This window comes from Kumtagia sp., from assembly GCF_059502445.1.
Genome location: NZ_JCACER010000019.1, coordinates 13,796 through 27,339, shown reverse-complemented (window position 1 = coordinate 27,339; position 13,544 = coordinate 13,796). Strand labels below are relative to the sequence as shown.

Here is a 13,544-nt window from a genome sequence, read left to right as displayed (position 1 = left end):
GACGCCATTTGCTAGCCGCCGGCTTTATCGCTAAGACGCGCCGCGGATCACCTCCGGAGGACCTGATGGACATCGCCGAAACCGCCGCCGCGCAAGCCGCCCTGCTGTCCCGCGCCCTGCCTTACATGCAGCGCTACGAGAACAAGACGGTGGTGGTGAAATATGGCGGCCACGCCATGGGCAATCCGGAACTCGGCCGTGCCTTCGCCCGCGACATCGCGCTGCTCAAGCAGTCGGGCGTCAATCCGATCGTCGTCCATGGCGGCGGGCCGCAGATCGGCGCCATGCTCACCAAGATGGGCATCGAGTCGAAATTCGAGGGTGGCCTGCGGGTGACAGACCAGAAGACCGTCGAGATCGTCGAGATGGTGCTGGCCGGCTCCATCAACAAGGAGATCGTGGCGCTCATCAACGCCGAGGGCGAATGGGCGATCGGACTGTGCGGCAAGGACGGCAACATGGTTTTCGCCGAGAAGGCGAAGAAGATGGTGCGCGATCCCGATTCCAACATCGAGCGGGTGCTCGACCTCGGCTTCGTCGGCGAACCGGTCGAGGTCGACCGCACGCTGCTCGACCTGCTCGCCCGCTCGGAGATGATCCCGGTGATCGCGCCGGTGGCGCCCGGCCGCGACGGCCATACCTACAACATCAACGCCGACACCTTCGCCGGCGCCATCGCCGGCGCCCTGGAAGCGAAGCGGCTGCTGTTCCTGACCGACGTTCCCGGCGTGCTCGACGGCGACAAGAAGCTGATCGACGAACTGTCGGTGGCGCAGGCCAAGGCGCTGATCGCCGACGGCACCATCTCCGGCGGCATGATCCCGAAGGTCGAGACCTGCATCGAGGCGATCGACCGTGGCGTCGAAGGGGTGGTCATCCTCAACGGCAAGACGCCGCACGCCGTGCTGCTGGAGCTGTTCACCGAGCATGGGGCCGGGACGCTGATCGTGCCGTGATGCCGGTCGTCTTTCGACACAAGGGCTTACGGTTCCACTTCTATTCGAACGAAGGGGAGCCTCGCGAACCGCCCCACATCCACGTGCTGAAGGACGACATCGATGCCAAATTTTGGCTCAGGCCGGATGTCGTGGTAGCTACAATGACGGCTTCAACGCCAAGACGCTTCGCGAACTGACCGAAATCATCGTGAGGCGTCGCGACGAAATTGAGCAGGCTTGGTATGAATTCTTCGGTTAGGGTTGTCAAAGTTGACTTCGATCAGGACAGCATGCGGATTGACCTGTCCGACGGGCGGGTGCTGAGTGTTCCTCTCGCATGGTTTCCGCGGCTGCTGCGCGCGACAAGCGCAGAACGCGAAGCGGTGACCATCAGCACGCGCGGGCTGCATTGGGAAGCGCTCGACGAGGATATCTCGATCCAGGGCCTGCTGGCCGGACACAGCGACCAGACGCGGCCGCGCTCCAGGCAGGCAGCGGAGTAGTCCGCCGGACTTCGCGACGCCGACGTGAAAATCCGGTGGCCGGTCACTCGGCCGGGGGGACGGCGCGCTTGTCCGGAAAGATCTCGTCGCCAGCATCGGCTTCCGGGGCAGACAGGTTCAGCGGCGCCGCGGTCCTCTCCAACGTCTCCACCCGCCTGTCGTAGCCGGGCGTGATCGTCCCCAGCATGCGGTCCCAGAACGAGAAGTAGTTCGCGTAGTTGTAGCGGAACTGCGCGTGGTGCTGGTCATGGTAGGTCGTGCACAGCATCGGCCAGGGGCTGCGCGCCGTCGGCGCGGCGAAATATTCGAAACCCGCATGCCCGAACGTGCCGTTGATCTGGTCGAAGACCTTGTGCGCGAGCAGGATGACCGGCGGAAACGGCACGAAGAAGACGATCACCGCGTAAAAACCCTGGCTGATCGCGGTGTCCACCAGGCCGATGGAATCGTTGCTCCACACCGTCGGCGCGACGCTGCGGTGGTGCAGCGCGTGGAAGCGGTAGAAGGGTCTGGTGTGCAGCAGCCGGTGGGCGAAATAGAACCAGGTATCGAACAGCACCATGCAAAGCAGGAACAGCGGCAGGGCGGTCCACCAGTCCAGCGCCCAGGGGATCGGTGCCCAGCCTTGCATCTGGGCATGGAGGCCGATCGCCAGCGAAAGGCTGGATACCAGGATCGAGGCCATGCTCTGGCGGATTTCCGCCGCCATGCGCCTTTCGCCGCGCCGCCGCTGCTGGATGCGGCGTTGCGGATTGCGGTCGTTGAGCCAGCTAATGCCGACGCCCAGGGCGAAATACAGCGCGACCGTGGCGAGGTAGACCGCCGCCAGCAGCACCACGAACTCGCCAATCACGCCGGCGACCCCCACACGTAACCCCCGTCGGCTCCGCCTTTGCGAAAAACGATTGCGAGCCTGCAAGACAAAACCTTAACACGGGAAGCGACAGCCGCAAGCTTGGAAGCCAGCAAGGGTTGCGGAAGATGGCACCCCGTCCACCGCTTCGTGCATGCGCAGCGGAAAATGGCTGTCCTCAGGTGGAATCCGGTGGAATTTTCGCGCCGTATCGCGATATAGCCGCACCCAATCGAGCCGCGGCGGCACTGAAGATGGGCACGCCGGCGACGTCGGAATGCGGACAGCGCCCGACACAAGCGTAAGGAGACGTTCGATGGACATCAGGAGCGAGACCACGGAACTGCTCGGCAGGCTGGGAGTTCGGGCGGATCGTCTTGCCGGCGGCGATCTCGTCGTTCGCAGTCCGGTGACGGGCGAGCAGATCGCGGCGCTGAAGACGATCTCGGCGGGCGACGCGGCGGCGGCGATCGAGGAGGCGGACGCGGCGTTCCGCGCCTGGCGCAACGTGCCGGCGCCCAAGCGCGGCGAGTTGGTGCGGCTGCTCGGCGAGGAGCTGCGCGCCGCCAAGACCGATCTCGGCCGGCTGGTGTCGATCGAGGTTGGAAAAATCCCGTCCGAGGGGCTCGGCGAAGTGCAGGAGATGATCGACATCTGCGACTTCGCCGTCGGCCTGTCGCGGCAGCTCTACGGCCTCACCATCGCCACCGAGCGCCCCGGCCACCGCATGATGGAGACCTGGCACCCGCTCGGCGTCGTCGGTGTCATCTCCGCCTTCAACTTCCCGGTGGCGGTGTGGTCGTGGAATGCGGCGCTCGCGCTGGTCTGCGGCAATTCCGTGGTGTGGAAGCCGTCGGAGAAGACGCCGCTGACCGCGCTCGCCTGCCAGGCCATCTTCGCCCGCGCGGCCGAGCGCGCAGCCGATGTGCCGAACGGGCTCGTGCAGGTGCTGATCGGCGACGGCGCGATCGGCGAGGTGCTGGTCGACCATCCGAAAGTGCCGCTGGTCTCGGCCACCGGCTCGACCCGCATGGGCCGCGCGGTCGGGCCGCGGCTGGCAAAACGCTTCGCCCGTGCCATCCTCGAGCTCGGCGGCAACAATGCCGGCATCGTCTGCCCAAGTGCCGATCTCGACATGGCCGTCCGCGCCATCGCCTTCGGCGCCATGGGCACGGCCGGCCAGCGCTGCACGACGCTGCGGCGCCTGTTCGTGCACGACAGCGTCTACGACACGCTCGTGCCGCGCCTGCGGAAGGCCTATCAGAGCGTGTCGGTAGGCAGCCCGCTGGAAACCAGCGCGCTGGTCGGCCCGCTTATCGACAAGGTGGCTTTCGAGGGCATGCAGAAGGCGCTCGACGCGGCCAGGGCCGAAGGCGGCACGGTGACCGGCGGCGAGCGCGTGGACACCGGCGGCGCCGATGCCTATTACGTCCGCCCGGCGCTGGTGGAGATGCCGAAGCAGACAGGTCCGGTGCTGGAGGAGACCTTCGCACCGATCCTCTACGTCATGAAATACAGCGACCTCGACCAGGCGATCGCCGAGCACAACGCCGTCGGCGCCGGCCTGTCGTCGTCGATCTTCACCCGCGACCTCATGGAGTCGGAGCGCTTTCTCTCGGCGGAGGGTTCCGACTGCGGCATCGCCAACGTCAACATCGGCACGTCGGGGGCCGAGATCGGCGGCGCCTTCGGCGGCGAGAAGGAGACGGGCGGCGGTCGCGAGAGCGGCTCGGACGCCTGGAAGGCCTATATGCGCCGCGCCACCAACACGGTGAACTATTCGAGGGCGCTGCCGCTGGCGCAGGGCGTGTCGTTCGACATCGACTGAGTTCGGAAATGCCGGGGACAGTTTACTTTCTTTCCGCGGAAAGGCCGAAGCGCGTCAAGGCCGATGCAGGCGGAAAAAAGTAAACTGTCCCCGGCGGTTCCTCTTCAACCCTTCGCAAGGAGACGTCGTGACCGGAAATGTGATCATCTCGCCGTCGATCCTCTCGGCGGATTTTGCGAGGCTGGGAGACGAGGTCGAGGCGGTCGTCGCCGCCGGCGCCGACTGGGTGCATCTCGACATCATGGATGGGCATTTCGTGCCCAACATCACCTTCGGCCCGCCGGTGGTGAAGGCGATCCGCGGCCGTACCGAAAGACTGTTCGACTGCCACCTGATGATCGCGCCGGCCGATCCCTACATCGCCGCCTTCGCCGAGGCGGGCGCCGACCTGATCACCATTCATGCCGAAGCCGGCCCGCATCTCGACCGCTCGCTTCAGACCGTGAAGAACCTCGGCAAGAAGGCTGGCGTGTCGCTCAATCCGGGGACGCCGGAGAGCGCAATCGAGCATGTGCTCGACCGGCTCGACCTGATCCTGGTCATGACGGTCAATCCTGGTTTCGGCGGCCAGGCCTTCATCCCGGCCATGCTGGAGAAGATCCGCCGCGTGAAGGCCATGATCGGCGACCGGCCGATCCATATCGAAGTCGATGGCGGGATCACGCCGGACACCGCGCCGCTGGTCGCTGCGGCCGGCGCCGACGTGCTGGTCGCCGGCTCGGCGGTGTTCAAGGGCGGCTCGACCGACGCCTATCGCGCCAATATCGAGGCGATCCGCACGGCGGCTGACGCTGGGGCGAAGTAGAAATCCAGCTTGTCGGCATACCGAGCAGCGGGACCGCTACGCGGTAGCGTGCCGGCTAGAAACCTTGTCGCCGCCGATCCAGACGCCTTCGACGTCGAGGTGGTCAGACAACTGCACGATGTCGGCGCGGCTGCCGCCGGCGAGCCGGCCGTGGCGCACCTCCACGCCCATCGCCATGGCCGGATAGAGCGAGGCCATCTTCAGCGCCTCGCCGAGATCGAGGCCGATCGACCGGTGCATGAAGCGCACCGCCGAGATCATGTCGAGATCGGCGCCGGCCAGCGTGCCGTCCTCCAGCGTCAGGCGGCCACCATTGCGAAAGATCGTGCGGCCGTTGAGCGTGAAGGAGGTCATGTCCGTGCCGGTCGGCGCCATTGCATCGGAGACCAGAAAGATGCGCGCCGGCCCAATCTTCGCCCGCATGGCGATGCCGACGGTCGCCGGGTCGACGTGAAAGCCGTCGGCGATCAGCCCCGTCCACAGCGTGCCGCAGCTCAGCCCCGCACCGGCCAAGCCCGGCTCGCGGTTGCCGATCTGGCTCATGGCGTTGAAGAGATGCGTCACCATGCTCGCGCCGGCCTCGGCATAGGCGCGGGCGGTCGCATGGTGCGTATCGGAATGGCCGAGGCTCACAACCACCCCCGCGCCGGCAAGCCGGGCTACGCGCTCCGGCTCGACCGATTCCGGTGCAACGGTCGTCAGCAGCGCCGGCAGGCGGGCACGCGCGTCGAGTAGAAACGCCTCGTCGGTATCGGTCATCGGCCGGATGAGGCGGATGTCGTGGGCGCCCTTGCGTGCGAAGGACAGGTGCGGTCCCTCGAGATGCAGGCCGAGAAAGCCAGGCACGCCGGCCTCGGCCGCGGCGGCGCCGGCATCGACGGCGCGCGCGGTGATCTCGGGCGAGTCGGTGATCAGCGTCGGCAGCAGCGCGGTCGTGCCGAACGGGGCGTGCGCGGCGCAGATGGTGCGGATGGTCTCGACGTCCTGCCGGTCGTTCAGCATGACGCCGCCTCCGCCGTTCACCTGCAGGTCGACGAAGCCCGGCGCCAGCATGCCGTCCGTTTCGGTCACAACCGTCCCGGCGGGGATTTTCGAGCGCGCGACCACGGCCTCGACATCGCCGCCGCGTACCAGGACGGCGGCGTCCTCGTGCCATGCCTCGCCGTCGAAGATTCTTGGCGCGGAGATCGCGAACGTCCGCATCAGCGCGTCTCCGTCACCTTGCGCAGGTTGCGCGGCTGGTCGGGATCGAGGCCGCGCCGGCGCGCGAAAGACTCGACGAAGGCGTAGAAGGAGACGATCAGCGGCAGCGGGTCGGTCAGCGGATGGCCGGTCGCGACATGCGGCAGCATGCGCGCCTGCGCGGTACGCCGCGACGTGGCGAAGACGGCGGCACCCTTCGCGGCCAATGCGTCGGAGGTCTCGGCGACCGAGGCCTCCGAGGCGTCGCGCGCGGCCAGCGCCAGCACCGGGAAACCGGGACCGACCAGCGCCAGCGGGCCGTGCATCACCTCGGCGGCGCTGTAGGCCTCGGCATGCATGCCGCAGGTTTCCTTGAATTTCAGCGCCGCCTCGCTGGCGATCGCATAGGAGGGGCCGCGTCCCAGGATGAAGAGGGAAGGCGCATCCTCCAGGGCCGCGGCGATCTCCATCCAGTCGCAATCGATCGCCTGGCGGAACTGCTCGGGCAGGCGCCGCAGCGCGGCGAGCAGGTCGGCATCGTCGGTGCAATGCGCCATCAGCACGAGGCCGGCCAGCGCCGAATTGACGAAGGTTTTCGTGGCGGCGACGCTGCGCTCCGGCCCGGCCAGTATGTCGATCGGATAGTCGGAGGCACGCGCCAGCGGCGAATCCGGCGTGTTGGTCAGCGCCACGGTCAGCGCGCCGCCGGCCTTGGCCTGCGCCGCCATGGCGACGATGTCGGGGCTTTTGCCGGATTGCGAGATGGTCAGGCAGAGCGAGCCGGCCAGCCTCAGGTTGGCGCCGTAGATGGAGGCGACCGACGGGCCGACCGAGGCGACCGGGATGCCGGCCGTGAGCTCGACCGCGTATTTCAGAAACGAGGCGGCATGGTCCGAGGAGCCGCGCGCCACGCTGATGACGAAGGAGGGATCGAGGTCGCGAATGCCTTTCCCGGCAGCCTCGAGCGCCTTGCCGCCGCCATTCAGCAGCCTTGCCGCGGCTTCGGGGATCTCCGCGATTTCGCGACGCATATGGGTGGGATCGTTCATGGCTCGCTCCTCGTGCCAGCGGAATCCCCCAGTCTCAGTTCGGCGACGAAATCATAGGTGTCGCCGCGGTAGATCGATCGCGTGAACTCCACCACCTTGCCGCTCGCCAGGTAGGAGATGCGTTCGATGTGCAGGCCTGCGGTGCCGGTCGGCAGGTCGAGCAGCCGCGCGTCCGCGGCGCCCAGATTGGCCGCCGAGATGCGCTGTATGGCGCGCACCGGCCGGCTGCCGGTCTTTTCCAGCGCCGCGTAGAGCGAGGAGCCGACGGCGGTCGGATCGGGCAGGGCCATTACCGGCAGGGCGGCGCGCTCGATGGCCAGCGGCGTTCCGTCGGCGATCCGAAGCCGGCTCACCCGCGCCACCGATTCCTGAGGAGAGAGCCCGAGCACCATCATCTCCTCGGGTGAGGGTGCATAGATGCCGCGGTCGAGCCATTCGGAACGCAGCGTCTTGCCACGCCGCGCCATGTCCTCGGTGAAGGAGGTCAGCAGCGACAGGGACTGCTCGACCCGCTCGACGGCGCGAGCGACGAAGGTGCCGGAGCCGTGGCGCTGCACCAGCAGCCCGTCGCGGACCAGATCCTGCACGGCCTTGCGCACGGTGACGCGCGAGATATCGGCCTTGGCGGCGATGTCGCGCTCCGAGGGCAGCGCATCGCCGGGAAGGAGGACGCCGCGCCGGACGGCTTCCTCGATCGAGCGCTTCAGCTTCAGGTAGAGCGGCGCGCCGTTGGGTCCGGCGCCCTTCAAGGCGCCGAAGATCGTATCTGCGAGGTCAGCCATGCCCCGGCCTCCCGGCGCCGAAACGGCGGGCCGCCATCGACACGGCGCCGCCCAGCGCGTCCTGCCGCGGCTGGCGCAGGCGTTCGCGGTAGTTTGGCGAAAGGCGCGGCGCGTAGAGCGCCGCGAGGCCGCCGAGCAGGCTGATCGGCTCGTCGTCGCCGAGTCCCAGCACGGCCAGCGACGCCTCGATGGCCGCCACACCGCGTGCGACGATGAATTCGGCGACAGCGTCGCCCTTCGTGGCATGGTCGAACACCATCGGCGCGAAGCCGCCGAAATCGCCCGGCTTGGCCGTGGTGGTGAACTCGACCACGTCGCGCGGATTGCCGCGGAAGACGGCGAGCAGGGCGTCTGTCAAAGGGGAGGCCGGACGGATGCCGTCATAGGCAAGCAGCGTCTCCTCGAGCAGATCGCGGCCGATGCGGCCGCCGCTCGCCTGGTCGCCGACGAGAAAACCCCAGCCGCCGACGGAGCGCACCATGTCGCCGCGCCGCATCATGTAGACGCTGCCGGTGCCGAGGATGGCGATGGCGCCGTCGCTGCCGCCGAGCGCGCCTTCCAGCGCGATCAGCCCGTCGCTCTCGACGGCGCAGCGCGGGAAGGGCAGGATGGCCTCGAGCTGCTGGCGGTAGGTGCCGACATTGCTGCCGGCGAGCCCTAGAACCGCCGGCGTCTCGGCGATCCGCTCCGGGTCAAGGCCGGCGTCGATGAAGGCCAGCCGCGCCGCCTCGACGATGCTGGCGCGGGCGCCGGTCAGGTCGGTGCGGATGTTGGCGGCGCCGCTCCTGGCGCGGCCGAGAATCTCGCCGCGGGATGTGGCGACCGCCGCCCGGCAGCTCGTGCCGCCACCATCGATGCCCAGTACCAGGTCCACGCGGAAATGCTCCTCTTTCTTGATAATACCAATAAAATACCATTCTCCAAGCGTTAATTTTTGGCCGGGGAATGGATCATGTAAGTAGCTGATATAGTTGCGCCGGCTTCGGTTGGTGCCTCAGCCGTGACCAAATCGTAAATGCCGCGCTGGACAAGTGGTATTTTTTTGGTATGGTCGCCGAATGGAGGGGATCTGATGGCGCATGCCGGTACGGAAGCGGTGAACGCAAAGGCGAAGGGGCTGGACGAGCAGCCGCCCGCTTCCATCCTGCGCTTGCTGGCCGATGCCCAGGTCGAGGCCGCGAAAAGCGTCCATGCCGCCGTCGATGCGATCGCCCTGGCCGCGGAAATAGCCGCCGGCCGGCTCGCCGGGGGTGGCCGCCTCTTCTATGCGGCGGCCGGAAGCTCCGGCCTGATGGCGCTGGCCGACGCGCTCGAGCTTCCCGGAACCTACGGCATCCCGTCTGAGCGGGTGGTGGTGCTGATCGCCGGCGGCAGGCAGGCCTTCGTCGACCTGCCAGGCGCGCCCGAGGACGATGCGGCGGAGGCTGTCAGGGAAGTTGCGGAAAACGGCCTCGACGCCGGCGACTGCCTGATCGCGCTGTCGGCCTCCGGAACGACGCCCTATGCGGTGGCCGCCCTCGACGAAGCGCGCCGGCGCGGTGCCGCCACCATCGGCATCGCCAACAATGCCGGTACGCCGCTGACGACGCGCGGCGATGTCGGCATCGTGCTCGCCACGCCGCCGGAAATGATCGCCGGCTCGACCCGCATGGGCGCGGGCACGGCGCAGAAGATCGCCCTCAACATGTTCTCGACCCTGGTCGCCATCCATCTCGGCCATGTCCACGACGGCTACATGGTCAACCTGCGTCCCGACAACATGAAATTGCGCGACCGCGCCGCCCGCATCGTGGCGGCGATCGCCGGCTGCGGTCGGGACGAGGCTCAGCGGCTCCTGGAAAAGACCGGCGGCGCCGTCAAGCCGGCGATCCTGCTTGCCGCCGGGGCGGACGACCTCCGCACCGCGACCCGTCTCTTGGCCGAGGCCGGGCAAAAGCTCAGGCCGGCGCTCGCCGGTCTCGAAGAGGGGAGCACCCGCTCTCATCACAATCGAACCTGAACAGGTCGAAACAGGGAGACTGCAATGACAACAAGACTCATCACGGCGTTGCTCACGGGCTCCAGCCTGCTCGCCTGCGCCGGCGCGGCGCTGGCCCAGGACAAGACGCTGACCATCGAGAGCTGGCGCAACGACGACCTCGCCATCTGGCAGGAGAAGCTCATCCCGGCCTTCGAGAAGGCCAATCCCGGCATCAAGGTGGTGTTCTCGCCGTCGGCGCCGACCGAGTACAACGCCGCGCTCAACGCCAAGCTCGACGCCGGCTCGGCCGGCGACCTCATCACCTGCCGGCCCTTCGACGCCTCGCTCGACCTCTACACCAAGGGCCATCTCGCCGATCTCAGCAGCCTGCCCGGCATGGAGAATTTCTCCGACGTCGCCAAGTCGGCCTGGCAGACCGACGACGGCAAGGCGACCTTCTGCGTGCCGATGGCGTCCGTCATCCACGGCTTCATCTACAATGCCGACGCCTTCCAGCAACTCGGCATCACGCCGCCGGCCACCGAGGCGGAATTCTTCGCCGCGCTCGACAAGATCAAGGCGGACGGCAACTACATCCCGATGGCGATGGGCACCAAGGATCTCTGGGAGGCCGCGACCATGGGCTACCAGAACATCGGCCCGAACTACTGGAAGGGCGAGGAGGGCCGCCTGGCGCTGATCAAGGGCGAGCAGAAGCTCACCGACCCGCAATGGGTCGAGCCTTATGCGACGCTCGCCAAGTGGAAGGACTATCTCGGCGACGGCTTCGAGGCGCAGACCTACCCGGACAGCCAGAACCTGTTCACGCTCGGCCGCGCCGCCATCTATCCGGCCGGCTCGTGGGAGATTTCCGGCTTCAACACGCAGGCGCAGTTCAAGATGGGCGCCTTCCCGCCGCCGGTGAAGACCGCAGGCGACACCTGCTACATCTCCGACCACACCGACATCGCCGTCGGCCTCAACGCCAAGAGCCCGAACGCCGACGCGGCAAAAACCTTCCTGTCGTGGGTCGCCTCGCCGGAATTCGCCACCATCTACGCCAACGCGTTGCCGGGCTTCTTCAGCCTGAACAACGCGGCGGTGAAGATGGAGGATCCGCTGGCACAGGAATTCGTGTCGTGGCGCGAGAAGTGCAAGCCGACGATCCGCTCGACCTACCAGATACTGTCGCGCGGCACGCCGAACCTGGAGAACGAGACCTGGGTCGAGTCCGCCAACGTCATCAACGGCACCGACACGCCGCAGGTCGCCGGCGAGAAGCTGCAGAAGGGCCTCGACGCCTGGTACAAGCCGGCGAAGTGATGCGCTGGTGAACCCTCCCCCTCGAGGGGAGGGTCGCGGCGAAAACCGAGCGGGACGCGAGGTTTTTGACGCGGGGAGGGGTCGGTGGTGAAGCGCTCGGCGGAAGAGAGCGTCGAGCACTTCCGCAGCAACCCCACCCCGTCTCGCGATCTCGCTTCGCTTCGACCGCTCGCCGACCCTCCCCTCAAGGGGGAGGGTTATGCCGGCGGCGCTGCCGGCGCCTTGCCGTGACCGAAGGGCGGCGGCAGATCGCGTCAATCGCCTGCCACATCTTTACCGGGGCCGCCAATGTCCGTGGACGACCAGCCAATCAAAAAACCCTTCCGCTGGCACATCCTGGTGTTCCTGGCGCCGGCCTTCCTCGTCTACACGGCGTTCATGATCGTGCCGCTCGCCGGCACGCTGCAGCTCTCGCTGTTCCGCCGCATCGACCAGCAGCTGGTCTATGTCGGCCTCGACAATTTCCGCATGCTGTTCGGCGACCCGCGCTGGTCCGCGAATTTCTGGAACGCGCTGTGGAACAATTTCTGGTTCTTCATCATCCACATGCTGGTGCAGAACCCGATCGGCGTGCTGCTGGCGGCGCTGCTGTCCAGCCCGACGCTGCGCTTCCGCGCCTTCTACCGCACCGCCATCTTCGTGCCGACGGTCCTGTCCTTCGTCATCGTCGGCTTCGTCTGGAAGCTCATCCTGTCGCCGCTGTGGGGCGTGGCGCCGTCGCTGCTGAACTCGGTCGGGCTGAGAAGCCTGTTCGCACCTTGGCTCGGCAAGGAGGAATATGCGCTGACCGCGCTCAGCCTGATCTCGGTGTGGCAGTTCGTCGGCATCCCGATGATGCTGATCTATGCGGCGCTGCTGTCCATTCCCGACGAGGTGATCGAAGCCGCCGAGATGGACGGCATCACCGGGATTTCGCAGTTCTGGAAGATCAAGCTGCCGCTGATCCTGCCGTCGATCGGCATCATCTCGATCCTCACTTTCGTCGGCAATTTCAATGCCTTCGACCTGATCTACACCGCGCAGGGGGCGCTTGCCGGCCCCAACTTCTCCACCGACATCCTCGGCACCTTCCTGTACCGTGCCTTCTTCGGCTTCCAGCTGCAGCTCGGCGATCCAAACATGGGCGCGGCGATCGCCACCATGATGTTCCTCATCATCCTCGCCGGCGTCGCCGTCTATCTGTTCGCCATCCAGACGCGGCTGCGGCGGTATCAGTTTTGAGGATTTGAGATGCTGGTCTTTCGCACCCCCCTCTGTCCTGCCGGACATCTCCCCCGCAAGGGGGGAGATTGGCCGGCCGCTTTGGTTTCGCCAATTGCAGACGTTGAAGGAAATGCGGCTTCGATGAAGCTGCCCATCTCCCCCCTTGCGGGGGAGATGTCCGGCAGGACAGAGGGGAGTGCGAAAGAATGCAGCTCTGGCGCTGAAACCTCCCGAGGCCGGGTATGAGCCGCGCCGCCCATTCCCCCGCCCGCTCGGCCGCCGCCCATGCGGTGCTGATCGCCTACACGGCGATCGCGCTGTTCCCGGTGCTGCTGATCGTCATCAACTCGCTCAAGTCGCGCAACGCCATCTTCCGCTCGCCGCTGGCCCTGCCGACGCCCGAGACCTTCGATCCGGTCGGCTACACCACCGTCATGGCGCAGGGCGATTTCCTGCTCTACTTCCAGAACAGCCTGATCGTCACGGTCGGCTCGCTGTTCTTCGTCATCCTGTTCGGCGCCATGGCGGCCTTCGCGCTGTCGGAATACCGCTTTCGCGGCAACACGCTGACCGGTCTTTATCTCGCGCTGGGCATCATGATCCCTATCCGGCTGGGCACCGTCGCCATCCTGCAGATGATGGTGGCGAGCGGACTGGTCAACACGCTGACGGCGCTGATCCTCGTCTACACCGCGCAGGGCCTGCCGCTCTGCATCTTCATCCTGTCGGAGTTCATGAAGACCGTCTCCGACGATCTGAAGAACGCCGGTCGCATCGACGGGCTGTCGGAATACCGCATCTTCTTCCGGCTGGTGCTGCCGCTGGTGCGCCCGGCCATGGCCACAGTCGCAGTGTTCACCATGATCCCGATCTGGAACGATCTGTGGTTCCCGCTGATCCTGGCGCCGTCGGAAGGCACCAAGACGGTGACGCTCGGCGCGCAGATATTCATCGGTCAGTTCGTCACCAACTGGAACGCGGTGCTGGCGGCGCTGTCGCTCGCCATCCTGCCGGTGCTGGTCCTTTACCTCATCTTCTCGCGGCAGCTCATCCGCGGCATCACCTCGGGAGCGGTGAAGTGAACGCCGGCTGCAACCGCGCACATCTGAAGGAACGCT

General features: G+C 66.8%; 14 protein-coding genes. 9 read left to right on the top strand and 5 right to left on the bottom strand.

Annotated elements, in window-relative coordinates; genetic code table 11:
- Positions 1–62 precede the first annotated feature (62 nt).
- From argB to AC5JDC_RS07835, 3 genes are read left to right on the top strand one after another with little or no spacing between them, the layout of a single operon-like run.
- A complete protein-coding gene (argB, locus tag AC5JDC_RS07845) occupies positions 63–956 on the top strand; it encodes an acetylglutamate kinase (protein WP_106772972.1) in 894 nt (297 codons plus the stop codon).
- Positions 956–1,135 carry a DUF4160 domain-containing protein gene (locus AC5JDC_RS07840; protein ID WP_495840624.1) on the top strand — a complete coding sequence of 60 codons (180 nt, stop codon included), beginning with the start codon at positions 956–958 and terminating at the stop codon, positions 1,133–1,135. The genes argB and AC5JDC_RS07840 overlap by 1 nt, the downstream gene beginning before the upstream one ends.
- A gap of 45 nt (positions 1,136–1,180) precedes the next feature.
- Complete coding sequence (locus AC5JDC_RS07835) at positions 1,181–1,441, top strand: DUF2442 domain-containing protein (RefSeq protein ID WP_495840622.1); 261 nt, start codon at positions 1,181–1,183, stop codon at positions 1,439–1,441.
- A 43-nt stretch (positions 1,442–1,484) separates the two neighbouring features.
- Here the strand turns inward: AC5JDC_RS07835 and AC5JDC_RS07830 are convergent, their stop codons facing one another.
- A complete protein-coding gene (locus tag AC5JDC_RS07830; protein ID WP_495840620.1) occupies positions 1,485–2,294 on the bottom strand; it encodes a sterol desaturase family protein in 810 nt (269 codons plus the stop codon).
- A gap of 316 nt (positions 2,295–2,610) precedes the next feature.
- On the opposite strand from AC5JDC_RS07830, the gene amaB reads away from it, so the two are divergent.
- Together amaB and rpe are read left to right on the top strand one after the other, a co-directional pair.
- The gene (gene amaB, locus AC5JDC_RS07825) at positions 2,611–4,122 is read left to right on the top strand and encodes an L-piperidine-6-carboxylate dehydrogenase (protein ID WP_495840618.1); all 1,512 of its coding nucleotides are present in this window, start codon (positions 2,611–2,613) and stop codon (positions 4,120–4,122) included.
- A gap of 127 nt (positions 4,123–4,249) precedes the next feature.
- Complete coding sequence (gene rpe, locus AC5JDC_RS07820) at positions 4,250–4,927, top strand: ribulose-phosphate 3-epimerase (protein ID WP_495840616.1); 678 nt, start codon at positions 4,250–4,252, stop codon at positions 4,925–4,927.
- 36 nt (positions 4,928–4,963) lie between these two features.
- Here the strand turns inward: rpe and nagA are convergent, their stop codons facing one another.
- The 4 genes from nagA to AC5JDC_RS07800 are packed head-to-tail and all read right to left on the bottom strand — an operon-like array spanning position 4,964 to position 8,814.
- Positions 4,964–6,130 (bottom strand): N-acetylglucosamine-6-phosphate deacetylase, encoded by a 1,167-nt coding sequence (nagA, locus tag AC5JDC_RS07815; RefSeq protein ID WP_495840614.1) that lies wholly within the window; start codon positions 6,128–6,130, stop codon positions 4,964–4,966.
- Entirely contained in the window at positions 6,130–7,158 is a 1,029-nt protein-coding gene (locus AC5JDC_RS07810; protein ID WP_495840612.1) for an SIS domain-containing protein, read from the bottom strand. The genes nagA and AC5JDC_RS07810 overlap by 1 nt, the downstream gene beginning before the upstream one ends.
- A complete protein-coding gene (locus tag AC5JDC_RS07805) occupies positions 7,155–7,940 on the bottom strand; it encodes a GntR family transcriptional regulator (protein WP_495840609.1) in 786 nt (261 codons plus the stop codon). The genes AC5JDC_RS07810 and AC5JDC_RS07805 overlap by 4 nt, the downstream gene beginning before the upstream one ends.
- Positions 7,933–8,814, bottom strand: coding sequence for a glucosamine kinase nucleotide-binding domain-containing protein (locus AC5JDC_RS07800; protein ID WP_495840607.1), 882 nt, complete (start codon positions 8,812–8,814; stop codon positions 7,933–7,935). The genes AC5JDC_RS07805 and AC5JDC_RS07800 overlap by 8 nt, the downstream gene beginning before the upstream one ends.
- A 198-nt stretch (positions 8,815–9,012) precedes the next feature.
- Here AC5JDC_RS07800 and AC5JDC_RS07795 point away from each other — a divergent pair, with 198 nt between their 5' ends.
- From AC5JDC_RS07795 to AC5JDC_RS07780, 4 genes are all read left to right on the top strand, one after another.
- Positions 9,013–9,939 (top strand): N-acetylmuramic acid 6-phosphate etherase, encoded by a 927-nt coding sequence (locus AC5JDC_RS07795; RefSeq protein ID WP_495840605.1) that lies wholly within the window; start codon positions 9,013–9,015, stop codon positions 9,937–9,939.
- Positions 9,940–9,963: 24 nt separating this feature from the next.
- On the top strand, positions 9,964–11,223 hold the full coding sequence (locus AC5JDC_RS07790) for an ABC transporter substrate-binding protein (protein WP_106772964.1): 1,260 nt from the start codon (positions 9,964–9,966) through the stop codon (positions 11,221–11,223).
- Between the two features lie 288 nt (positions 11,224–11,511).
- Entirely contained in the window at positions 11,512–12,444 is a 933-nt protein-coding gene (locus AC5JDC_RS07785) for a carbohydrate ABC transporter permease (RefSeq protein WP_495840599.1), read from the top strand.
- Positions 12,445–12,668: 224 nt separating this feature from the next.
- On the top strand, positions 12,669–13,508 hold the full coding sequence (locus AC5JDC_RS07780; RefSeq protein WP_106772962.1) for a carbohydrate ABC transporter permease: 840 nt from the start codon (positions 12,669–12,671) through the stop codon (positions 13,506–13,508).
- The last annotated feature ends 36 nt before the right edge of the window (positions 13,509–13,544 follow it).